The 22,935-nt window shown below is 70.7% G+C and carries 17 protein-coding genes and 1 tRNA gene; 3 read left to right on the top strand and 15 right to left on the bottom strand.

All coding sequences use genetic code 11. The features are described 5' to 3' along the window. Nucleotides 1-31: 31 nt before the first annotated feature. Nucleotides 32-574: a peptidoglycan-binding protein gene (locus tag GWK25_RS19245; protein ID WP_215451794.1), complete on the bottom strand. Its 543-nt coding sequence runs from the start codon at nt 572-574 to the stop codon at nt 32-34. 268 nt (nt 575-842) lie between these two features. Between GWK25_RS19245 and GWK25_RS43550 the strand changes: the two genes are divergently transcribed. Further along, a complete protein-coding gene (locus GWK25_RS43550; protein ID WP_308404266.1) occupies nt 843-2,198 on the top strand; it encodes a helix-turn-helix domain-containing protein in 1,356 nt (451 codons plus the stop codon). 75 nt (nt 2,199-2,273) lie between these two features. Here the strand turns inward: GWK25_RS43550 and GWK25_RS19230 are convergent, their stop codons facing one another. The 13 genes from GWK25_RS19230 to GWK25_RS19170 form a co-directional block, all read right to left on the bottom strand. Then, nucleotides 2,274-3,467 carry an ABC transporter ATP-binding protein gene (locus tag GWK25_RS19230; protein ID WP_215451793.1) on the bottom strand — a complete coding sequence of 398 codons (1,194 nt, stop codon included), beginning with the start codon at nt 3,465-3,467 and terminating at the stop codon, nt 2,274-2,276. A gap of 90 nt (nt 3,468-3,557) precedes the next feature. After that, on the bottom strand, nt 3,558-4,391 hold the full coding sequence (locus GWK25_RS19225; protein ID WP_184902218.1) for a carbohydrate ABC transporter permease: 834 nt from the start codon (nt 4,389-4,391) through the stop codon (nt 3,558-3,560). Further along, on the bottom strand, nt 4,391-5,350 hold the full coding sequence (locus GWK25_RS19220) for a carbohydrate ABC transporter permease (RefSeq protein ID WP_251828925.1): 960 nt from the start codon (nt 5,348-5,350) through the stop codon (nt 4,391-4,393). The genes GWK25_RS19225 and GWK25_RS19220 overlap by 1 nt, the downstream gene beginning before the upstream one ends. Before the next feature lie 70 nt (nt 5,351-5,420). Further along, on the bottom strand, nt 5,421-6,641 hold the full coding sequence (locus GWK25_RS19215) for an ABC transporter substrate-binding protein (protein WP_251828924.1): 1,221 nt from the start codon (nt 6,639-6,641) through the stop codon (nt 5,421-5,423). 393 nt (nt 6,642-7,034) lie between these two features. Beyond that, nucleotides 7,035-7,108: transfer RNA gene (locus GWK25_RS19210), tRNA-Pro, on the bottom strand. 47 nt (nt 7,109-7,155) lie between these two features. Then, nucleotides 7,156-8,424, bottom strand: a complete 1,269-nt coding sequence (locus GWK25_RS19205) for an FxsB family cyclophane-forming radical SAM/SPASM peptide maturase (RefSeq protein WP_308404265.1) — start codon at nt 8,422-8,424, stop codon at nt 7,156-7,158. Beyond that, nucleotides 8,406-8,618: a hypothetical protein gene (locus GWK25_RS19200; protein ID WP_215451792.1), complete on the bottom strand. Its 213-nt coding sequence runs from the start codon at nt 8,616-8,618 to the stop codon at nt 8,406-8,408. The genes GWK25_RS19205 and GWK25_RS19200 overlap by 19 nt, the downstream gene beginning before the upstream one ends. Before the next feature lie 170 nt (nt 8,619-8,788). Further along, nucleotides 8,789-12,745: an FxSxx-COOH system tetratricopeptide repeat protein gene (gene fxsT, locus GWK25_RS19195; protein ID WP_215451791.1), complete on the bottom strand. Its 3,957-nt coding sequence runs from the start codon at nt 12,743-12,745 to the stop codon at nt 8,789-8,791. 35 nt (nt 12,746-12,780) lie between these two features. After that, nucleotides 12,781-13,989, bottom strand: a complete 1,209-nt coding sequence (locus GWK25_RS19190) for a TIR-like protein FxsC (RefSeq protein ID WP_215451790.1) — start codon at nt 13,987-13,989, stop codon at nt 12,781-12,783. 118 nt (nt 13,990-14,107) lie between these two features. Continuing rightward, nucleotides 14,108-15,019 carry a YceI family protein gene (locus tag GWK25_RS19185; RefSeq protein WP_215451789.1) on the bottom strand — a complete coding sequence of 304 codons (912 nt, stop codon included), beginning with the start codon at nt 15,017-15,019 and terminating at the stop codon, nt 14,108-14,110. Nucleotides 15,020-15,125: 106 nt separating this feature from the next. Continuing rightward, a complete protein-coding gene (locus GWK25_RS19180) occupies nt 15,126-16,193 on the bottom strand; it encodes a maleylacetate reductase (protein ID WP_215457441.1) in 1,068 nt (355 codons plus the stop codon). Nucleotides 16,194-16,198: 5 nt separating this feature from the next. Then, nucleotides 16,199-17,095 carry an intradiol ring-cleavage dioxygenase gene (locus GWK25_RS19175; RefSeq protein WP_215451788.1) on the bottom strand — a complete coding sequence of 299 codons (897 nt, stop codon included), beginning with the start codon at nt 17,093-17,095 and terminating at the stop codon, nt 16,199-16,201. Between the two features lie 18 nt (nt 17,096-17,113). Continuing rightward, the gene (locus GWK25_RS19170) at nt 17,114-18,892 is read right to left on the bottom strand and encodes an FAD-dependent monooxygenase (protein WP_215451787.1); all 1,779 of its coding nucleotides are present in this window, start codon (nt 18,890-18,892) and stop codon (nt 17,114-17,116) included. Nucleotides 18,893-19,131: 239 nt separating this feature from the next. On the opposite strand from GWK25_RS19170, the gene GWK25_RS19165 reads away from it, so the two are divergent. Beyond that, on the top strand, nt 19,132-20,937 hold the full coding sequence (locus GWK25_RS19165; RefSeq protein WP_215457440.1) for a helix-turn-helix domain-containing protein: 1,806 nt from the start codon (nt 19,132-19,134) through the stop codon (nt 20,935-20,937). Between the two features lie 200 nt (nt 20,938-21,137). After that, entirely contained in the window at nt 21,138-21,989 is an 852-nt protein-coding gene (locus GWK25_RS19160) for a class II glutamine amidotransferase (protein ID WP_215451786.1), read from the top strand. A gap of 19 nt (nt 21,990-22,008) precedes the next feature. Here the strand turns inward: GWK25_RS19160 and GWK25_RS43545 are convergent, their stop codons facing one another. Further along, nucleotides 22,009-22,641: a hypothetical protein gene (locus GWK25_RS43545; RefSeq protein ID WP_251828923.1), complete on the bottom strand. Its 633-nt coding sequence runs from the start codon at nt 22,639-22,641 to the stop codon at nt 22,009-22,011. Between the last annotated feature and the right edge of the window lie 294 nt (nt 22,642-22,935).

Raw genomic sequence — 22,935 nt, 5'->3', positions numbered from 1 at the left:
GCGGTCGGGCGCCGTCGGACGCGCAGGAGGCTCAGGTGCAGGACAGGTAGTTGTAGCCGGCGAGCCGCGTGTTGCCGTCGCCGTCGGGGAAGCTGTAGTTGCCGTCCGCGTTGCGGCTGAGGTTGAAGTCGCGCACGATCCCGTCGTAGCGGAGGTTCGCGGTGTGACCGTCGGCGGTGCTGCCGGAAACGAAGTAGAGCCACTTGTCCATGTGGCCGAAGGTCTCCTGGCCGACCGATCCGTCGACACCGAGGGCGAAGTACCTCTGGAGGTCCTCGGTCGCGGCCTTGGTCCGGGAGCCGAACTTGCCGTCGATGTGCGCGGCGGAGTCGAGGAAGCCGTCCGCCCAGAGGATCTTCTGCCACAGGCAGGTGGCGTTGGAGTTGGTGTTGGTGCCGGTCGACAGGATGCCCTCGTTGCCCCAGTCGTCGGTGTAGCTGTCGGCACCGTAGACGTAGGCGAGCCCGCTGTACGTCCCGCTCGCGGCGGCCGGCGTGGTCCCGAGCGCGAGGGTGGCCGTGGCCACGACGCCGACGGTGCAGGCGGCCAGCTTGAATCGTGTGCGCAAGCTCATGGGAGTCCTCTCTTCGAGTTGCCGGACCGGGGCCCGGCGAGCACCGCAGACTCTGGCGACGAGGGAGCCGGCGCGGCAAGGAAAACCGCAGGTCACGGGAGAGTGGGATGCCGTCGTCCGCGCTGCCTGGGCGTTTCCGTGGCTCTGGGACGCCGGTGGGACATCCGGTGAGGCGTGCACCGAACACGCACACGGCGAACACAAGATGCGCACGGGGTGAAAATGCTCTAGGGTCCGATCTCCAACTGACCGATTACTAGGGGACCTTGTGAAAGCCACCGTCGATCCGGAACGATTCGCGGCGTTCCTGCGGTCGTTGAAGGAGCGGTCTGGCCTGAGTTACGAGGCGCTCGCGCAACGCACCGGCAGCAGCAGATCCTCCCTCCACCGCTACTGCTCGGGTTCGTACGTGCCGCCGGACTACGGCCCTGTGCACCGCTTCGCGTTGGTCTGCGGAGCCTCCCCGACCGAACTACGAGAACTCCACCGGCTCTGGGCAGTGGCCGACATGAGCCGGATGCCCGCCGAGGGCGAAGGCGAGAGGGAAGCCGAGGGGGAAGGGAAAGCGGAAGGGGAGGGGAAGGCTCCGGACGCGGGTCGGCCCACCACGAGACCGGACGGGACGGAACCGGCTCCGACGGCGGTCGCGGAGCCCGGGGTGGCGGCGAGGGAATCCGAGTCGACGGCGACGGCTGAAGCCGGGCCTGTGGCGGCCCGGACCGTGCTGTCGACGGCCGGGACCGTGGCCTCGTCGGCCGAGACCGCACCTCCGGCGACTGAGGCCGTGGCGACCGAGGCCGAGACCGCACCTCCGGCGGCCGGGAGCGCGGCCACCGCGGCCGGGACGGTGCCGACGGCGGCCGGGAGCGCGGGGGCGCAGGCCGGGTCGGTGACGGTCACCCCCTGGCGCCGGCGTGCGCTGCCGATCCTCGGTCTGTGCTTTCTCCTGCTGGTGGCCGGCGGGACCTGGATCACGCTGGCGACCCGTCAGCGGGCCGCCGCCGAGAACGCGGAGGACGGACGCCTGCTGTTCTCCGCCGCGTGCGCGGAACCGGTCGGCATGGGGCAGCACGACACCTGCGTCAAGGAGGTGCAGCGACTGCTCGCCGCGGCCGGCGCGGACATCTCCGTGGACAGCTCCTTCGGACCGCAGACCCTGCGCCGCGTCACCGCGTTCCAGGTGCTGCACGGCCTCGACCCGGACGGCGTGGTCGGCCTGCGGACCAAGCAGGCGCTCTACGACCCGAAGGTGCGCATCCGGAGCTGGTCGCCGAAGAAGGTACGCGAACGCGTCCGGCAGGTGTTCGCGGAGGACCCCGAGCACGCGGTCGCCATCGCCGACTGCCAGTCCTTCCTCGACCCTCTCCACATCCTGCCGAACACCAACGGCACCAGGAACTGGGGCGTCTTCCAGATCTCCGACACCCGGCTGCGCGAACTCGGCGGCACACCGCGCAAGGCCCTGGAACCGGAGTGGAACATCCAGGCGGCCCACCGCCTGTGGAAACGCGCGGGCGACTTCGGTGACTGGCCCTACTGCGAGCGCGCGTACACCGAGTCCTCCTCCTCGAAGCCCTCCTCAAAGCCCTCCTCGGGGCCCTCTTCCTCGGAGCCTTCCTCCTGAACGGACAAAGCCGTACCGGTCGCACCGGTACGGCTTCGGTCCTGCCGCCGCGTGCCGCCTCCGCCTGCCGCGTCGTCAGTCCGCTCTCTCCCTCGTCGGATGCGTGAGATTCGCTCCGGTCACCGGGTCGAACACATGAGCCTTGGCCATGTCGACCCGCAACTGCACCGGTTCGCCCTCGCGGGCACGCGTGGCGGCGTCCAGTCGGGCCACGATGTTGTGGGTGTCGGCGCCGGTGTCGCGCAGGCCCGAGTCCTTGGCGAGTTCCTCCAGTTCGGTGGTCGTCGCGGGCCCGCCCTCGGCCGTGAAGTAGACGTACGCGTCGGATCCCAGTGACTCCAACACCTCCACGGTGGCGGTGAAGACCGGGCCCGTCCGGTCCCGGTCGGGCGAGAGGGCCGCGTCCTCGAACGCCTCCGGCCGCAGCCCGACGATGACCTCGCGGGGCGCGTTCTGACGTTCCAGGGCCTGCCTTGTACGGTCGTCGAGGGTCAGGTCGCCCAGGGACGAGCGCAGGGCACCGCCCTCCAGGGTGGCGTTCAGGAAGTTCATCGCCGGGGAGCCGATGAAGCCCGCGACGAAGATGTTGCGCGGCAGGTCGTACAGGTCGGCCGGTGTGCCGATCTGCTGGACCAGTCCCTGTCGCATGACGACGACGCGGTCGCCGAGCGTCATCGCCTCGGTCTGGTCGTGGGTGACGTACACGGTGGTCGTGCCGAGGCGCCGCTGCAGCCGGGAGATCTGGGTGCGCATCTGCACCCGGAGTTTGGCGTCCAGGTTGGAGAGCGGCTCGTCCATCAGAAACGCCTTGGGGTCACGGACGATGGCCCGCCCCATGGCCACCCGCTGACGCTGTCCGCCCGAGAGGTTGGCGGGTTTGCGTTCCAGGTGATCGGCGAGGTCGAGGATCCGGGCGGCCTCCGTCACCTTGGCGTCGATGGTGGCCTTGTCCACCTTGGCCAGACGCAGCGGAAAGCCCATGTTCTCCCGGACGTTCATGTGCGGGTACAGGGCATAGCTCTGGAACACCATGGCGACATCGCGTTCCTTGGGGGCCAGGTCGTTGACGACTCGGTCGCCGATGCGCAGGGTGCCCTCGGTGATGTCCTCGAGTCCGGCGATCATGTTCAGGGTGGTGGACTTGCCGCATCCCGACGGACCGACCAGGATCACGAACTCGCCGTCGGCGATCTCGATGTCCACGTCCCGCACGGCGACGGCCCCGTCGGGAAAGCGCTTGGTGACTCCCTCGAGGATGATCTCGGCCATGGCTGGTGCCTCCTTGCCTTCATGCCTTCCGGGTCCGAGTACCGCTGTCCGTGTCCCGGACCGGGGGCCCGTCCACCGCGGTCTGCCCGTTCACCCCTTGACCGCCCCGGAGGTCAGTCCGGCGACGATGCGCCGCTGGAAGAACAGGACGAAAACGATGATCGGGATGGTGATGACCACAGCGGCGGCGGCGATCGATCCTGTGGGCTGCTGGAACTGGGAGCTTCCGGTGAAGAACGCGATCGCGGCCGGTACGGTGCGCGCGGACTCGGTGGACGTCAGGGAGATCGCGAACAGGAAGTCGTTCCAGCAGAAGATGAACACGAGAATGGCCGTGGTGAACACGCCCGGCGCGGCCAGCGGCACGATGACCATCCGGAACGCCTGCGCGGGCGTCGCCCCGTCGACCTTGGCGGCCTTCTCCAGATCCCAGGGGATCTCCCGGAAGAACGCCGACAGGGTGTAGATCGCCAGCGGCAGGGAGAAGGTCATGTACGGGATGATCAGCCCGATCCAGGTGTCGAAGATCCCGATGATCCGCTCGATGTTGAACAGCGGTGACACCAGGGAGATCGGGGGGAACATGGCGATCAGCAGGGACATGCCGATGAGCACCCGCTTGCCGGGGAAGCGCAGCCGGGCCACCGCGTAGGCCGCCATGGTGCCGAGTGCCACCGCGATCACCGTGGCGATCAGGGCGATTCCGATCGAGTTGATCAGCGCGCGGGTGAACTCGGAGGTCTCGAAGATGCCGCGGTAGTTCTCGAGGGTCCAGTCCCTGGGGATGTAGTCGCCGTCCGTGAGGGTGGCGGGGTCCTTGAACGACAGCGCGGCGATCCACCACACCGGGAACAGGGCGTACAGGACCACCACCAGGTTGATGACACCCCATCGGGCGGCATGTGTCTTTCCCGCCTCGGCCATCAGTTCCGCACCTCCGAGCCCGGCGCCGCCGTGCCGAACATCTTGACGAAGGCGAAGGCGATGATCCCGACGCAGATGAAGATCAGGACCGAGATCGCCGACCCGATGCCCAGGTTCAGGGCGGTGAACAGGTTGTCGTACCCGAGGATCGACAGGGAGCCGGTCCCCTGGGCGCCCGCGGTCAGGATGTAGATGTTGTCGAAGATCCGGAACGCGTCCAGGGTGCGGAAGAGCAGCGCCACCAGGATCGCCGGTTTCATGAGCGGCAGCATGACCTTGGTGAACCGCTGCCAGGCGGTGGCACCGTCCACCATGGCCGCCTTCAAGGTCTCCTCGGGGACCAGTGCGAGGCCCGCGAGCAGCAGCAGGGCCATGAACGGCGTCGTCTTCCACACCTCGGCGAGGATGATCAGCCAGAGGGCGGGCCACTGTTCGGTCAGCGGAGCCTCTCCGCTGGGCAACAGCTCGGCGAGGTACCCGAGTTCCGGTGTCCAGGCGTACTGCCAGGAGAAGGCGGCGACCACGGTGACGATCCCGTACGGGACGAGGACCGCCGTGCGGACGGCGCCGCGCCAGAAGATCGTGCGGTGCATCACCAGGGCGAGCCCCATTCCGAGGACCAGTTCGATCGCCACCGACACGGCTGTGATGAACAGCGTGACCCAGAAGGCGTCCCACCAGAACGGCGAGGAGAGCACCGCCCCGTAGTTGTCCAGGCCCACGAACTCCGCCCGGCCGGGGAAGCGCAGGTCGTACCGCTGGAGAGAGAGATAGACGGCGTACCCGATGGGGTAGGCGGTCACCGCCGTCATGACGACGACCGCGGGCGCGCAGAGCAGCCAGCCGAGACGCCGCTCCTGCCGGGCACCCGCCGAGAGCGCCGCCCGGTCCGCCTTCACCCGCCCCGTCTCCGACTCGGGGGGCGTCGGCGCTCCGGCGGGTCGCGCCCGCGTGCTCATGTCCGCCCGCCCGAGTACGACGCCCGCGCGATGCGGCACGGGCCGGCGGAGTGGTGCGGTGGGCAGTGGTTCACGGGATCACACCCTCGGATCGCAGGGCATCGTCGATCTGCTCCCCGATGGTGTCGACGGAGCTCTCCGGTTCGATTCCGGACGGCGGCGACAGGGTGTGGGAGACCGCGATCGACACGTTCTGGTAGACCGGAGTGATCGGGCGCACGCTCGCCGACTCCAGGGCGGCCAGCACGTCCTTGGAGAAGGGGTACTCCTTCATGAACGCGGGCTCGTCGTACAGGGCTCGCAAGGTGGGGGGCAGACCGCCCTCGAGCGCGGCGGCGAGCTGGTTCTCCCGGTTGCGCAGGCACAGCGCCGCCTCGAAGGCCAGATCGGGGTGGCGCGAGTAGGCGCTCACGGCCAGGTCGATGCCGCCGATCGTGGGCCGTGCCGGGCGGCCGGCGTCGACCCGGGGGTACGGCGCCCAGCGGAAGTTCTTGAACAGCTCGGGGTTGTTCGCCTTCATCGACGGATAGACGAATGGGTAGTTGAGCTCGAACGCGGCCGTCCCCGACTCCATGGCGAGGCGGTTCTGGTCCTCCATCTGGTTGGGCAGGGAAGGGTCCGCGGCCGCGGACTTCGCCAGATCGCGCATGATCCCGGCGGCGCGCACGGCAGGAGGACCGAGCGAGGGCTCGGTCGCGCTCGCATTGAGGATGGAGCCGCCCGCACTGTTGATCAGTGTGTTGAACCAGACGGTCAGCCCTTCGTACTGGGCGCCCTGGATCTCCACGAAGTGCGGTTTGCCCTGCCTGGCGAGCGCCTCGGCCATGTCCAGCATCTCGGCCCAGGTCGTGGGTGGGGTGGGCACCAGGTCCTTGCGGTACCACAGGAGTTGGGTGTTGGTGTTGTACGGGACGGCGTACAGCTTGCCCTTCCACGTCGAGGTCTGCAGCGGTACGCGCAGGGTGCCCTCCACGGCCTGCCGCTTCGCCGCCCCCGTCCACTCCCGGATCCAGCGTGCCTCGGCGAACTCCGCCGCCCAGGTGACGTCCAGGCCCAGGATGTCGAGCGAGTCGTCCTCGGCGGCGAGTCTGCGGACCAGCTGCTGGCGCTGACCGTCCGCGGCACGCGGAAGCTTGTGGTAGCTGATCCTGTAACGGCCGCCCGACGCCTGGCTGCACCGGTCGGCCGCCTTCTGGAGCGCACCGGAGTCGTCCGGGAAGTTGTACCAGTCGAGAGTGGGTCTGCCGGAGCCCTCGTCATCGCCGCAAGCGGCGAGCACCGATGCCAGCAACGGCAGTACGGCGAAGGCCCGCAGCCATCGCCTCCGTCCGCGGCATCCCGTGCGACCCTTGCGCCCCGGAACGGGCCGACAGCCGTACCTCGCGTGCACGCGCTCCACACCTCGCTTCCGGACGGTGGCACGGGATTGGGACCTCGCAGCGTCTCCCTCCCGGACGAACACTAAAGAGGACATAAAGGAAGATCAAGCACATAAGGCAGCAGATCATCGGCTTCGATCCGTCGGCTTCGATCCGTCGGCTTCGATCCGTCGGCTTCGATCCGTCGGCTTCGATCCGTCGGCTTCGATCCGTCGGCTTGGATCCATCAGCCGCGGTGCCCCGGAAACGGCGAAGAGGCCACCTCCGATCCATCGGAGATGACCTCTGACCTGCTGCTTCACAAGTCGGGACGACAGGATTTGAACCTGCGACCCCTTGACCCCCAGTCAAGTGCGCTACCAAGCTGCGCCACGTCCCGTCGCGCTCGGCACGGTGTTCCGTGTGAACGCGCAGGTAAACCCTACCCTACGTAGCCCTGACGCCGAGTTCGGGCAGCTCCCGCGTCGTCCCGGCGAGATCGGCCCGGACGCGGTCCCGGATGTGCAGGATCAGCGCGGCCAGGTCGGCGCAGTACACGGACGGATTGCGGAAGCCGCTGCCGGCGGCGTACCGGTGGGCGAAGAGCCCGCCCCCGCACACGGTGACCAGGGGGCAGCGTCCACACGTCGCCCCCAGTCCGCCGGTGCCCGACTGCCGCTGACGGACCATGGGCTCGTCCAGGACGTCGTCGAAGCTGTGGCGGAACACGTCGAGCCCCGTCTCCGGCGCCCCCTCGTACGCGACCTTGAGGGAGTCGGACTGCTCGATGGAGCCGTCGGTCTCGACGACGGCCAGTGTCGCCGGGGCCAGACCGACGGACTCGGTGCGCATCGTGCCCCCGAGGACGCCGGCCATCAGCTCTTCGAAGAGCCGGATGCCCGTCTCCCGTACGGGCGCGTCGTACCAACGGTCGAACACGCGCCGCAGCCAGTCGGCGTACGGTGTGCCTTCCTGGTGGACCGTCCTGGGGTGAGCGGTCACGGGCGGGACGTCGGGTATCCGCCGACGGCGCTCGGCGACACCCGGGGGCGGGGTCTCCCAAGTGCCGTGCGGCAGAAGGAGGTCGACGCGGGGAGGATGCGAGGCGAGCAGGGCCTCGTAGGTCTCCACGGGGTCGTTGGCCAGGTCGATCGTGCACAGCAGACCCGCGTACAGGTGCCGGGATTCGGGCGCTCCGAGCCGAGCGAGGCCCTCCAGCACCCTCCCGTGGCTGCCCCGGCCCTGCGGGAAGACGCGATGCCGGTCGTGGGCGACGCGCGTGCCGTCGAGGCTGACGCTGACGCCGACCTGGTACCGCCGCAGCACGTCCAGGTTGTCGGGGGTCAGGAGCACGCCGTTGGTCTGGAGGGAGAAGCGGACGGGCACCGCCGCCTTCGTCAGCCCCTGTTCGAGAACCCCGAGCAGTTCCCCGAGCCGCCCTGCCCCGAGCAGCAGCGGCTCCCCGCCGTGCAGCACGACCCGCACATCGGGCAGCCGATGCGCCACGGCGTGCTCGGCGATCCGCCGCGCCACCCGCTCGACGACGGCCGGCTCCATCACCCGGGGTTTGGCCTGCCAGCTGGTGTCGGCGGAGTGGTAGACGTAGCAGTAGTCGCAGTCGAGGTTGCAGCGGCTGTGCACTTTGAGGATGAACTGGCGCAGGGACGCGTGACTCGGCTGGACCGGCGGGAGCGTCACTACATCGGCGCTTCGCACTCGAGGGAGGATTCGAACTCGGCCAGGTGCGGGGCGTCCGGATACGCGGCCTCCTGGGCGAGGCGGCGCAGTACGTGACCGAGCGCGCTGCTCTCGGGAACGGTATCGGGGCAGTCCTCGGCGGGCCCGATCGGGCCCGCGCCGGAGGGGGCGCGGCCCGCAGACGTATCCGACGGGGACAAGAAGGGTGACACCGCACTCCTAGGGGGGCCAAGCTGACACGGGGGCCGCTTGGCGGGAGACGCCTGCGGCGGTGAGCGGAGAATAGCAGCGAAACAAAGGAAAACGGCAGGAACCAACACAAAGCGCCGTAAAGAGAACCTCACTGTTCCGGTAAGGCACATACCGCTCTCGGGGCGCGGAATCAGAAAGTGAAGGGTGGCTCGATGTCCGCGTCCAGCCGCACCCCGCTGTCCACCGCCTCGTAGGTCGGGTGGTTCACGCCCAAGGTGCGGGCGGCGAGTTGCAGGGCCCCACTGTAGTGCTCCTCCGATTCCTCCGTCACTCCCACCCCCGCGAGATCGATCGACAGGTTGGAGCGCAGGGTGACGACGTCGTAGTGGTCGGCCCCCAGAGTCTCCAACACCCCTGCGAGCGCCTCGCGTTCGAGGGCGATGGCCGCCTCCGTCTCGCCTGTGTCGACCAGGCAGTTGGCATAGTTGATCATCGCGTCCAGGGTGTACGGGTGCCGTGCGCCGAGCGTGTCGGTCAATGCCCTGAGAGCACGTTTCGAGGTCGCTCGGGCGGCCGCCGCGTGGCCGCCGAGCCGCAGATAGATCGCCAGGTTGTTCTGGCAGCCCAGTGTGTAGGGGTGCGACTCCCCCAGGGTCTGCCGCTGGCGGGCCAGGATGTGATCGGCGTGATCACGAGCCCTGTCGACGTCGCCGAGAGCCGCGAGCACATTGGCCAGGTCGGCACGGGCGGCCAGCGTGTCCGGGTGATCGGGGCCACGGTCCTCCGCGTACATCAGGTGGACGGACGCGACGAGGTCGCGGGCCTCTTCGTAGCGGCCCGACCTGCGTAGTGCCACCGCGTGATTGCGTTGGGTGGACAGCGTCTGGGCGTGGCGGGGGCCCAGCCGTTCCCACAGCAACTGGCAGGTCTCCTCAAGGAGTACGAGCGCCGCACGGAGGTCACCGGTCTCGCGGAGGTCGCGGGCGTAGTTGGAGGCGGCGCTGAGGGTGTAGATGTCCGTGGGGCCCTTGAGGTCGAGTCGGTCGCGGTACACACGCCGGTGGATCTCCAGGGCCGCGAGCCGGTCTCCGCACAGGTACTCGGATACGCCGAGGTTGCTGGCGTGCATGGACAACCGCAGGTCGTCGGGTGGCCAGGCCGCCTTGCTGGCCTCGTAGGTGGCGCGGTCCCATTCCCTGGCCTCCGCGTAACGGCCCAGGGCGTTGAGATCGGCGGCCACGTTCGCGGCGGCGATGAGGGTACGGCGACGCTCCGGGCCCACCAGGGCGGCCAGCCGCGTGTGGACGTCGAGGTCGTTGCGCCAGGCCTCACGCGAAGCGCCCTGGGAGCGCAGGATGTTGCCGAGCTGAGTGCGCAGACCGAGGACCTGGATGCTGTCCGGGCCCAGGCGTTCGGTCCACTCGGCGAGGACACGCTCGGCGGTGTCCCGCCCGGGGCCGAGCAGATTGCGGCGCCAGAGACAGCGGACCGTGTCAATGATCCACTGCTGCACGGCGGGGTCGTCACTGCGCGCCGCGCGGCTGGGCCACAGGTGGGGCAGGAGTTGCGCGTAGCGCGCCCAACTCTCCGGGGCTCCGGGGGACTTGGGATTTCCCGCCGCCAGTACGGAGTGCACCACCGAGCGCAGTGCCAGGCGCCGTTCCACCGGCATCGAGTGGCGGATCTCGGCCTGCACCAGACGGTGGACGACCAGCGTGCCCTCCTCCTGGTCCGCCTGGGCCAGCCCGAACCGGTTGATCTCCTGGAAGACCTCGCTGATGGTCACCTCGTCCCGGGGTTCGTCCTCGCCGAGCGTGAGGGCGTCCATCAGGGAACGGGTGTAGAGCAGGTCCATCGGGATGGGGTCGGCGCCGAAGAAGGAACAGATCTCCAACAGGTCTGCGGCGGCCGGACTGTTGGCACGGATCTCCTCCAACGACACCAGCCATCCGGCCAGTTCCAGCGAGCGCTTCTCCGTGCGCTTGAGCAGCTCGGTGGCATGGGTGCGCAGGAGTTGCAGATAACGGTCGGCGGGCATGGCCGTGGCGCTCAGCCACACGGCGGCCTGGTGGACGGCGAGCGGGAGATCGCCGAGTTCGTGAGCGATCTGCTGGGTGCTGTCCGGGTCGAGTCCCGGGTTGTGCCGCCCCAGCAGCGCCACACTCTCGGACCGGCTGAACACCTCGACCGGCAGTACGTTCCCCGCTTCCTCCCACGTGCGGTCGCGGGAGGTGACGATCACATGTCCGCCCTGCGAGGTCTCGGCGGGGAGCCAGTCGGCCGTCTCCTCCGGTGAGCCCGCGCTGTCGAAGACGATCAGCCAGTTGCGGTAGGGGGTCCCGCCGGCCAGGGCCCTGAGCACCCGCCCCGCGGTGAGCGCCGTGTCCTCCCCGTGCTCGATGCCGAGTTGCGGCGCGAGGCGTGCCAACTCGCTGGCGATGACCGTGGGTTCGGCCGCCGGGACCCACCAGACCACGTCGTAGGAACCACGGAATCGGTAGGTGTACTCCAGTGCCGTCTGTGTCTTGCCGACTCCGCCGAGGCCCACGAGGACCTGCGGGGTGCCGGAATCCGCCGAGGTGAGGCGGTCGCGCAGTTCGTGCAGCAGTGCGTTCCGGCCGGTGAAGCCGGTGTTGCGCGGCAGCAGCGACTCGACGGACGGATTCGTTCCCGGATAGCGCGGCGGTTCCGGAGTCAGCAGCGCGGGTGTGCCGCGCCCGGGGGTGGGGGCCGAGGGCGGCGGGCCGACGCTCTGCCGCAGGCGCCGTACCGCGTTCACCGGGGTGAGGTGGGCGATGCTGGGGGCGGCGGCGAGGTCGAAGGGCGGCTCAAGGGCCCGTTCGCCACCGTGGATCCGAACGGCGATCAGTTCGGGGGCGAGGGCGCGTTCCCGGCCGGTCAGCGCACGCCAGAGCACGGCCGACTGCGCAACCGCCGCGTACTCCTCGGACAGCAGCGCGAGGACTCTGCCCTCCTCCGCCAGGGCGCGCACCACCTCCGGGGCGGTCTCGCCGGGGCGGGTGGCGGTGACGTCGTGCAGGGTGACGCGGAACCCGGCGGATTCCAGGTGCCAGGCGACCCACTCCGCCCAGATCCGGTCCCCGGGCGCGTAACTGACGAAGAGGCAGGCGCTGATGGCCCTGCTCTTGTTCATATAGGCGGTGAGCAGCCGCTGTCGCTCCTCGTCCGGCAGCGGAACGCCCCTGCGGACCTCGCCGTCGGTGAGCCAGTCCGTGAGCCGCTCACAGGCCTTGAGGACCGTGCCCTCCTGCAACGGACGGTCGCCGACGGGCGCGACGATCTCCTCGTAGGCGTAGAACGTCTTGTACGGGATCTCCACGTCGCCCCAGTAGCGTTCGACGCTTCCCTCGTCCAGCCACGCGAGATGGCCGCCGAAGACCTCCCTGGCACGGTCGCGGCTGATCTCCAGTCGCTCCCGCTCCGCGTCCTCGACGCGCATGGGGACCGGCAGCAGCCGTATCGGGCGACGTGAGCCCTTCGTCACGGCGCGGGCGACGTGCGCGGAGCCGCGCATGTTCTGCACGTTGTAGACGAAGCCGAGGACGAGGGTGTCGGGGAGCAGCACCGTACAGATGCCCGAACTGTCGGTGACACCGGTGCGGCTGTCTATCAGGACGTAGTCGTAGCGGGCGGCCATCTCCTCGCGCATCTCCAGCAGGAACGATCCGCCGCCGAGTCGTTCGTAGAACGCGTGCCAGTCGAAGGTGGTGACGGAGTCCGAATAGGCCGCGTTCTGCCTGCCTGCGGGCAGGAAGTCCAGCCGTCCGCCGCTCGCGAACTTGAGGTCGAGGCCGACGACGTACGGTCTCAGGTCCAGTGTCCGGCGGAACCAGCCCTCGTCCTGCGGGGCCTCCTCGTGGCCGGGCAGGAGCACCGCCTGCTGGTAGGCGCGCAGCAGGTCGATCAGCCCGTCGGTGTCGCGCAGCTCGGGGTCGGTGAGCAGGGGATGGAAGTAGCTGTGCAGGCCCGGGGCCTCCAGGTCCCAGTCGACGGCCAGCACGCGTTTGCCCCGGCTGGCCAGGATCCAGGCCACGTTCGCCAGGGCCATCGTGCGGCCGACACCGCCCTTGAACGAGTAGAAGGTGACGACCTGGCCTCGGCCGTCCGGCGCGCTGGAGGTGCTCATCCGGTCTCCTGGGCAGTCGTGGTCGGTCGGACGGGTCACAGACGGGGCATCGTCGGGGGCGGTCCGCCCGGCGGCAGACGCCGGACCTGGCCGCTGGCGGCGATCCGGTTCTGGGTCACCGTCACGGCCCGGGCCAGCATGTCGTCGAACTCGTGCTGGTCGACAGGGGCCCAGAACACAGGGTCGTGAGGGTCGTTGCGCCGCAGCCAGTTGCGCTCGAAGACCTCCTTGACCGCGTCCCACAGCGTCTCGTTGTCCGTGCCCGACTCCCTGTCGTGCTCGTGGCAGGGGACGAGCACCGCGGTCGTCGGGTGGTGGAGTTCGTCGTAGCGCACGAGCGCCCCCCGGTACGGCGCTTCGCGCGCCGACCAGGCGTCCACGAGCAGGACGCATGCCTGGTTGAGGCTGCGGGCGCGGTTGAGGTGGCGGATGAGCTGGGGGCTCACCGCCTCGACGCTGGCGGTGTGTCCGTCGCCGGTGATGACCCGCTTGGCCCGCTCCACGACGGTGGGGACGCGCGGTGGGCTGTAGGGCGCCCACATCCACGGCGCCTCCCCGTAGTACGTGGTGTGCGAACGGCCCACCGGAGGCTGTGACTTGGTGCAGGCGGCGACGAATATCCGGACGTGCCCGGTGAGTTCCGGTGCTTCGTTGACCGGGAAGCAGCCCCGTACCGTCGACAGGTCGAAGGCGGGAGGCTCGTCGGTGGGCAGGTTGAAGGGATCGGCCGCCCCGCGTACCCGGCGGGCCAGTTCCTCGACCACGTGCCGGTACGCGGCTCCGCCGGGATCCGACTGCATCAGCTGCAGCAACCCGTGTCTGAGGTACTCCTCGCCGAAGCCCGGTTCGGTGTACTGGACCGCCCTGACCTCGGCGGGCATCCTGCGCTGCGGCACCGGTTCCCAGAGCACCGGGACCAGCGCACGCGGCTGCACGGAGGTCCTCTCCTGGTAGCGCTTGACCCGTGCGGCGAAGTGGGTCCACTCCTTGCCGCAGTACTCGCTGCGGAAGTAGGCAGGCGAGTAGAGCGCGACCATGGCCTTGCACGAACCGACCGCGCGGCTCAGTTCCAGCAGCCAGTCGTCACCGAGCAGGATGTTCTCGACGTCACGGAAGGTGGGCTGGCGGGCCGAGAACGTGCCCGGCAGGTCGAGGGCGTGCAGCAGGTCGTTGTAGAACCGCCCGACGTAGGCCGCCCGGTCGTCCCGCCTGGCGTAACTGAGAAAGAAGTACGGCTGATCCAAGGCGCCCCCCAGCGTGCCGCACCGCATCGACGGCACCGTGGTCCTACCCTGCCCCCGCCGCTCTCAGACATACGGGCGACCACCGAGTGAACGCCCGACGGCCACGTCCCGGGTCGCCCTACTCCGGCGGCGTAGGTGTGTCGTGGGTGCGGTACATCGCCTGGACGTCCAGTTCGAGTTGGATGGTGGGGCCCACGACCGCTATGCCCCGGGCGAGCATGGAGCGCCAGTTCAGGGTGTAGTCCTCGCGGTGGAGTTCGGACTTGGCTAGGGCGGCGCAGCGGAGTTCCTCGCCGTAGCCGCCGTTGACGGTGCCGAGGTAGGTGGTGTCGAGGGCGACGGAGCGGCTGACGCCGTGCATGGTGAGGCTGCCCTGGAGGGTCCACTTGCTGCCGCCGCGGTAGGCGAAGCGCGTGCTGGTGAAGTCGATGTACGGGAAGCGTTCGACGTCGAGGAAATCCGCTGAACGCAGGTGCGTGTCACGGGTGTTGTTGCCGGTGTTGATGCTGGACGCGTCGATGCGGACGTGGACGCGCGAGCGCGTCATGTCCTGGTCGACCGCGAGGCCGCCCTCGAAGCGTTCGAAGCGGCCGTGCACATGGGCCATGCCGACGTGCTTGGCGATGAAGCGGATCGCGGTGTGCGGCGGGTCGAAGAGCCAGGTTCCGGGCGGCGGGAGTTCGAGCGCGCGGGCCGACTGGAGCCACACCCGTTCCCGGGAGACACCGCTGTCCGAGGTGACCTCGATCGTCTCCCGGTGCGGTTCCAGCCCCTCGGCCATGATCAGCATGCTGTAGGTGCCCGGCGGCAGAGCGGCCGTGAAGAAGCCGTACGGGTCGGTCGCGCCGCGGGCCGCCACGCGGTGGGTGCGCAGTTCCGTCACCGTGACGTCCGCCGCGGCCATGGGCTGGTTCACGGGGTCCAGTACCTCGCGGAGGACGACACCCGCGCCGTCCGGCACCGGGAACAGGGCGCCCGCGGCGCCTCCGGGGGCATTCCCGCGTCGCCGCCGGAGCAGTGCGAGGGGCATGGTGTTCACCTTTCGAGTCTCGTCGTCGCCTGTGCGGCGGCCGTCGGTTCTTCGCGCGTCGGCAGTCAGTCGTGCGTGCGTCGGCGCTGGGCGGGGCGGGGCATGGTCAGGACCATGCCCGAGGGCGGTCGCCGGTGTACGCCGCTCTCAGGATCTTCAGGGCTTCCGCTGTGGAGGTCCGGCGTGGGTTGGGGTAGGCCTGGCTCGTCACCTGAGCCGCTGCCGTCGCCAAGTCGGCCTCTTCGAGGCCGAGTTGGGCGAGCGATCGGGGGGCTCCGAGGCCGCCGGCGAGGTCTTGGAGGGCTTCGGCGGGGTTGTCGGTTCCCAGTGCCCGGGCGAGGGCCGTCATGGCTTCGGGGGCCGCCGGGGCGTTGTGGGCGAGCACGTACGGGAGGACGACCGTGTGGGTCTCGGCGTGCGGGAGGCCGAAGGTGCCGCCCAGGACGTGGCACAGCTTGTGGTGCAGGCCCATCGTGGTCGCGCCGAGCGCGGTGCCGCAGAGCCAGGCGCCGTAGAGGGCGCGGCCGCGTGCCTCCAGGTCCCCGGGGTCGGCCGCCACCGCGGGGAGCGCGCCCGCCATGGCCCGGGCGCCCTCCTCCGCCGTCAGCGACACCAGCGGCGAGGCGTCCGGCGCGTACAGGGCCTCGGCGGCGTGGGCGAGGGCGTTGATGCCGCTGGTCACGGAGAGGGGCACCGGGAGGGTGAGGGTGAGTTCGGGGTCGTAGACGACGCTGCGCGGCAGGACCGACGGGGCGCGGCCGGTGCGTTTGGCGCCGTGCTCCGTCAGGCCCCAGACGGAGGTCATCTCCGAGCCGGAGTACGTCGAAGGCACGGCGATCAGCGGCAGTTCGGTGCGCAGCGCGATCGCCTTGCCCAGTCCGATCGCCGAGCCGCCGCCGACCGCCACGAGGCCGTCCGCGCCCGCGGCGCGCGCCGCGTGGACCGCCTCGTCGGCCACCTCCACCGGCACATGCTGGCGAGCCCGCGCGAACACCCCGGCGCACGCGTCGCCCAGCGCCCGCGCGACAGCTTCCGCGGTCTCGGTGCCCCTCGGTCCGCAGACCACCAACAGGGCCCGCAGACCGAGCCGTTCGGCCTCCCCCGGCACCGCCGTCACCGACGCGCCGGGGCGCATCACGACCCGGACGGGCTGGGCCTCGTACACGAATTCCATCGCGGTCACGACCGCTCCGGGTGGCGTTCGGCCGGTACGTCCGACGTGTTGAGCACGAGGTCGAAGCGGGCGTGGCGGAACGGGTTCGGGATGTCGAACCGTCGTGCCAGCGACGGGTCGTCGGTCTCGGCGAAGTCCTGCACGAGGCTGTCCTTGACCGCGAAGACCGCGTCGGAGTCGAGGTGGTCGCTGCCGGCCACGAAGATGTGCGTGGTGACCGGGGTGTGTCCCTCGGCCGAGGCGATGAAGTGGATGTGCGCCGGGCGGTAGGGGTGCCGGGCCGTCGCCCGGAGGAGGTCGCCGACCGGGCCGTCCGTGGGGATGGGATACGGGCTCGGCACACAGGTGCGGAACCAGAAGCGGCCCTCGCCGTCCGCCGTGAACAGTCCGCGGCCGTTGCCCGCCGGCTGGACGTCGGGCTGCTGGACGTCGTAGTAGCCCTCGGCGTTCGCCTGCCAGACGTCGAGGGTCGCGCCGGGCAGCGGGGTGCCGTCGCCGGACAGCACGCGGCCGCTGATCACGCACGGTTCGCCGCCGCCGACCAGGTCGATGTCGGCGCCGAGTTCCCGGACCGGTGACTCGGTCATGTGGAAGGGGCCGAGGACCGTCGACTCCGTCGCGCCGCCGCGCTCGTCGCTGTTGATCGTCTCGACGAGCATCGAGACGCCGAGGACGTCCGACAGGAGGACGAACTCCTGCCTGGTGTCCGTGCAGGCCTGCCCGGTCGCCGTGAGGAAGGCGATCGCCCGCTCCCACTCCGCCGTCGTGGGTTCGGTCTCGCGGACGAAGGCGTGGAGGTGGCGGGTGAGGGCGGTCAGCAGCTCGCGCAGGCGCGGATCGGCCGTGCCGTCGAGGCTGGCGACGACGGCCTCCGTGACGCGGGTGGTGAATTCGGTGGTCATGTCTGAAGGATCCCCCGGTCAGCCGTGCCCGAGAATGCGCCGCACCGCCCCGGTCAACAGCCGTTCGGCGTCCGTCGGGGTCGCGGCCGGCGTCGCGTGGCGGAAGGCGACGTAACCGTCCGGCCGCACGAGGAGCGCTCCCCCGTCGGCGACCTCCCTGAGCCGTGCCCAGTCGCCGTACGGGTCCTCGTACTCCTGGCCGGGGCCTATGACGACGGTGGCGATCTCCAGGTCCTGGGCCTTTGCGGCCCGGAGCCAGTGGGTACCGCCGATGCCGGTGAGCAGGGTGAAGCGGCCGCGGCCGACGGTGTCGAGGGTGGAGAGGGCGCGGGTGCCGGAGGTGATCCAGGCGTGCGGGAGTTTGGCTCCGGGGCGGGAGCTCGGCTGGTGGTACAGCTCGGGGTCGCGGGCGAAGCCGGGGTCCGGCGTGCCGTCGGGGACGACCGCCGTGGAACTCGTCGCGGAGTACCGCTGGTTGAGGTCGACGCCGTGCGCGTTGAACTCGTACACCTTGAACGCGATCGCCTCCCGGAGCCGCGCCCGCTGCTTCTCGGCCGCCTCGCTGTCGTCCTTGCGGGCGGCGATGTTGGCCCACAGCTGGTCGGGGGTCTGCGGGGAGAGCCCGTCGAGGGCCTCGAAGACGGGGGCGGTCTCGCCGATGGACTTGTTGGCGCGGGTGACGATCTGCCTGCCGATCGGGGCGCGTTCGGCGGTGTAGGTGTCGAGCAGCGCGGGGGACGCGGTGCCGTCGAGGACGAGCTTGAGCTTCCAGGCCAGGTTGTAGGAGTCCTGGATGGAGGTGTTGGAGCCGAGGCCGTTGGACGGCGGGTGGCGGTGGGTGGCGTCGCCGGCGCAGAAGACCCTCCCATGGGAGTAGGTCTCGGCGTACATCTCGTTGACGGTCCAGGCCGAGGAGGACTTGATCGTCACGGGGATCTCGTCGTCGCCGACCAGCCTGCGGACGATCGACTCGGCGTACTCGGTGGTCAGGTCGGGGGCGCCCGCGGCGACGTCGTAGCCCCAGACGATCAGCCACTCGTTCCAGGGGCGCACGCACCGCACCAGGCCCGCGCCGATGCCGCCGACGGTGGCGCCGGGGGCCAGCACCCAGTAGAGGGTGGACGGGCGGTGCGCGGTGTACTTCGACAGGTCCATGTCGAAGACGATGTTGATGCTGCCGGCCACACCCATCTGACCGCCCATCGGCAGCCCGGCGTCCTCGGCGACCTGGGAGCGGCCGCCGTCGGCGCCGATGAGGTACTTGGCGCGGATGGTGTACTCGTCGCCGCGCAGCCGGTCCTCGACGGTGACCGTGACGCCGTCGTCGTCCTGGACGAAGGACTTGTAGACGGTGCTGAAGCGCAGGTTCGTGCCGCGCGCGACGGCCGCGTCGACGAGGACGGGCTCCATGAGGTGCTGCGGCATGTCGCACATGCGGGTGGGGCTGGCCAGTTCGTGCGCGGCCTGGACGAGCGGGTCGTTGCCCCAGGAGCGGATCCGGCCCAGTTCCTCCCCCGCGAGGCTGGTGCAGAAGGTCGTGTCGCCCATCAGCCGCTGCGGGGTGGCCTTCGCGACGACCTCGTCCTCGACGCCGAGGTCCCGCAGCACCTCCATGGTGCGCTGATTGGTGATGTGGGCCCGGGGCGTGTCGGCGAGACTTGCATAGCGGGTGACCACGATGTTCGGGACGCCGTACGTGCTCAGGGCTAGCGCGGCGGAGGCGCCTGCCGGGCCACTGCCCACGATCAGTACGTCGGTCACGACATCCGGCTCTGCGACCGGCTCGACGGTGTGCACGGGAAACGCTCCAGGGAATGAGGACAGGCACCGACCGTTCAAGATCATGGAGGGCGGCGCGGGAGCGTGGGTGTCTCAATACGAGACAGTGCGTGCGTCGCGCTCGGGGTGGTGGGGCGGGGTGGTTGCTCGGGGCGGCGCGTCGGGTGGTTGCTCGGGGTGCTTGTTGCTCCTTCAAGCATGACGGGTACGGTGAGGGGGTCGTGACCACCGCAGATCATCTCCCCGTCGACCCTGCCATGGCGTCGCTGCGCAGGGCCCGTGAGTCGTTCCTGGAAGGCCGCCGGCTGCCGGACGGGGTGCCGGAGGAGACCGTCGCCGCCTGGAAGCGTGCCCGCTTCTTCGGCGTACGGCACGACGCCGTACGGGCCGACGAGGAGCGCGGCGGCGCACTGCCTGACGGTGACGGCCCCGGCGGCGTACCGCCGGAGGAGTCGGACCTGTTGGCGGCGGCCCGGCCCGTGCTCGAACGGCTGGCCCCCGCGGTGGGCACCGGGAGAACGGCGCTCCTGCTGACCGACGAGCGGTTGCGCGTGCTGTGGGCGACCGGGCGCGCGCCCGGCGATCCGTACCACGAGGACCTCTCCGAGCAGGTGGTCGGCCACAACAGCGCGGCACTGGCGCTGCGCACCCGCCGTCGCGCCGAGGTGCACGGCCCGGAACACTTCCTCGATCTGTGGCAGGACATGTCCGCGGTCAGCGTGCCCGTGCTCGGGCCGGAGACCGGACGCACCGTGGGCACCGTGACGGTCACCTCCGAGTTGTGCGCCGCGTGCGCCCCGCATCCGTGGGCCTCCCTCGCCGAGGCGGCCGCCGGTGCCGTGGAGGCGGAGCTGCTGGCGCGGTCGCGGCCGGCCGAGCGGGTGCTGCTGGACGCGTATCTGCGGGCCGCTCGGGAGCGGGGGCGGGCGGTGGTCGCCCTCGACGGCCGCAACCGGCTGGTGAGCGAGGCCGCGGGCCGGCTGTTGTCACCGGAGGGGCTGGAGGCGCTGGAGCGGGGTGCCGTCGTGCTGCTGCGGGAGGCGGAGGACAGGGCGGCACCGACCTCCGGGGGTGAACCGGCGCCGGGCGAGGCCCCGTCCGGGACCGGTGCGGCCTCGGACGCGTGGCGGGTCCGGCTGCCGGAGGACGTCCGGTGTTCCGCGACGGTCACCCCGGTCTGGCACCGTGGGGCGGTCATCGGCGCGGTGGCCGTCCTGGAGCCGCTCTGCGCCGACACGGTCACGCCGGTCGGGCGATGCGGGCGGGCCGGGCAGGGCGACCGGGATGTCGCGGCGCCGGCCGGGCGCTCGGTGCCGTGGCGGCACGCGGTCGGTCGGGCCACGGAGCTGGCCCGGTCACCGGAGCCCTTGTTGCTGGTGGGCGAACGAGGCACCGGCAAAACGGCGCTAGCCCACGCCCTCGCCCCCGAGTCGCTGGTCGTCGACGCGGCGGAGGGCGAACTCGGCTCCGCGGTCGAGGCGTTGAAGGAGGGGCATGCGCTCCTGATCCGCCATGTCGAGCGTCTCGCGCAACCCGACATCGCGACGCTCAACTCACTCCTCGAAGCACACCCGGGCGCACCCCTGTTGGCCACCTACACGCCCGGGGCGCCCCCGGGCCCCTGCCTCCAGCGGCTCCTGGACACACTGGCCGCCCGCTCGGTCAGTCTGCCCGCGTTGCGTGAACGCCCCGAGGACATCAGGGAGTTGCTGAAGGCCCTGGCTCCGAAGCCGGCGCCCGGGCAGCCTCCGCTCACCTGGACACTGGACGCCCTGCGCGCCCTGGAACGGCATCCGTGGCCCGGCAACGTCACCGAACTCGTGCATGTCGTCCGGGCGTTGGCCGAGCAACGGCGGGCGTCGGGGCCCGTCCGCCGGGCCGAACTGCCGGACCACGTCCGTGAGGGCCCGGCGGCCCGGCGGCTCAGCCCCATGGAGCACGCCGAACGCTCCGCCATCCTGGAGGCCCTGCGCCGCAACGGTGGCAACAAGGCCCGCACGGCGGCGGCCCTGGGCATCGCCCGCGCCACGCTGTACCGGAAGCTGCGGGACTATCGGAGCTGAGGGGCGCGCAGCGGTGCCGCGTGCGCCGACGCGGGGACAGCCGACCGCGCCCGTCCGGTCCGGCGTGTGTCCCGTCGTACGCCTCCCGCCGTACGCCCCGGCGTGTGTCCCCTCGTGTGGCGATCACCGGACGGCCGCACCACCATGGGAAGGCCGGCGTGGGAATGCCGGCTACCCGCTCGGCAGGAGGTGGTCGGTCGATGTGCCGGTGGCTCGCCTACTCGGGAACGCCCATCCTTCTCGACACCATTCTCTACCGGCCGACGCACTCCCTCATCGACCAGAGTCTGCACTCACGCATGGGCGTGGAGACCACCAACGGTGACGGGTTCGGCGTCGGCTGGTACTCGCCGGGTCTGCGGACCCCGGCGATCTTCCGCGACATCGGTCCGGCGTGGAGCAACCGCAACCTGCGGGAGATCGCCGACCACGTCGAATCCCCACTGTTCTTCGCCCACATCCGGGCCTCGACCGGTACGGCGGTGCAGCAGACCAACAGCCATCCCTTCCGCCACGGCCGCTGGATGTGGATGCACAACGGGGCGATCGCCGACTTCCATCTGGTCCGGCGGGACCTTTCCCTGGCCGTGGACCCGGAGCTCTTCGCCGGCATCGAGGGGTCCACCGACTCCGAGCTGATGTTCCGTCTGGCGCTGACCTACGGCCTGGAGGAGGACCCTCCTGGTGCCGTGGCGAGGATGGCGGGTCTGGTGGAGCAGGTCGGTCACGAGCACGGGGTGGAGTACCCGCTGCAGATGACGGTGGCCGTCACGGACGGCGAGTCGGTGTGGGCCTTTCGTTACTCCAGCCAGAAGACGTCGCGCTCGCTGTTCTACAGCACCCGTGTGGAGACGCTGCGCTCGCTCCACCCCGACCTGGCCTTCCTGCGCGAGGTCTCCGACGACACCCGCCTCATCGTCTCCGAGCCCCTGGGCGATCTGCCCGGCGCCTGGAACGAGGTCCCCGAGAGCAGCTACGGCATGGTCCGGCCCGGCGCGGACCTGCTGCGCTCCTTCGCCCCGCAGCCCCTGGCAGGCAGAACGCGGGTGTGACCGGGCCTCGTGACGCGGCTCAGCCGAAGCGCAGGACACGGGGTGCGAAGGTGCCCTCGGGTCCGGCGGCCCGCCCGACCGACCACACCGACCCGGTGCCCGGCACCGGCGCCGACCGCAGCACCGAGGACTTGCCCTCCCCCGCCACCGTCGGCTCGTCGTACCCGGTGAAGGCCTGACCGTCCCAGTGCAGGAAGTCCGGGCCCGAAACGAGCGGCGGGCTGCTCCCCGGCGGGCCCCACTTCTGGGAACGGGACACCGCGACCCAGCCGAGCGCCCCGGACGTGGTGGGCGTGAGTGAAGTGATCCCGCCGAAGTCGGTGGGGACGGTCACCCGGTGCCACGTCTGCCCGTCGAAGCGGACCAGCAGCGGCGGTATCGGGCGGCCCGCCGGGCCACCGATGAATCCGGCGGTGCCGCCCGCCCACACCTCCGTGGGCGAGACCGCCAGCACACTGCCGACGGCCGAGCGCGGGAACCCGTCCACGATCGTCTGCTGCCACGTCCGCCCGTCCCAGTGCGACACGGCCGCGCCCGAGCCGGTGGCGCCCGCGGCCCAGACGTCGTCGGCCGCCAGGATGTGCAGCCCGGACACCGATCCCGGCGGCGCCGGCACGTCCTGCCAGCCGCGCCCGTCCCGGCGCAGCAGCACCTGCGCGCCGTCCCGGGAGCCGATCAGCCAGGTCTCGCCGCCGCCGGCGACGGCCCTGGTCAGGTCGACACCGCTCGGGGGGGCGGCTCTCGCACCAGCCGGTGCCGTCGTGGCGGAGCAGACGGGCGCCGCCCGCCGAGTCGCGGCCGACCGCCCAGGCGTCGGTCGACGAGACGGCGGCGACTGAGAGCAGTTCTCCCTGCCACCCGACGCCGGACAGCGTGTGGCGCCGCCACGCGGTTCCGTCCCAGCGCAGGACCAGCGGGAAGCCCGGCGCCTCCCGGCCGACGGCGT

Origin of the sequence: Streptomyces sp. ATCC 21386, from assembly GCF_018728545.1 — a bacterium.
Taxonomy (GTDB): domain Bacteria; phylum Actinomycetota; class Actinomycetes; order Streptomycetales; family Streptomycetaceae; genus Streptomyces.
The sequence above is the reverse complement of the archived record's forward strand: the minus strand, read 5'-3'. Positions and strand labels throughout refer to the sequence as shown.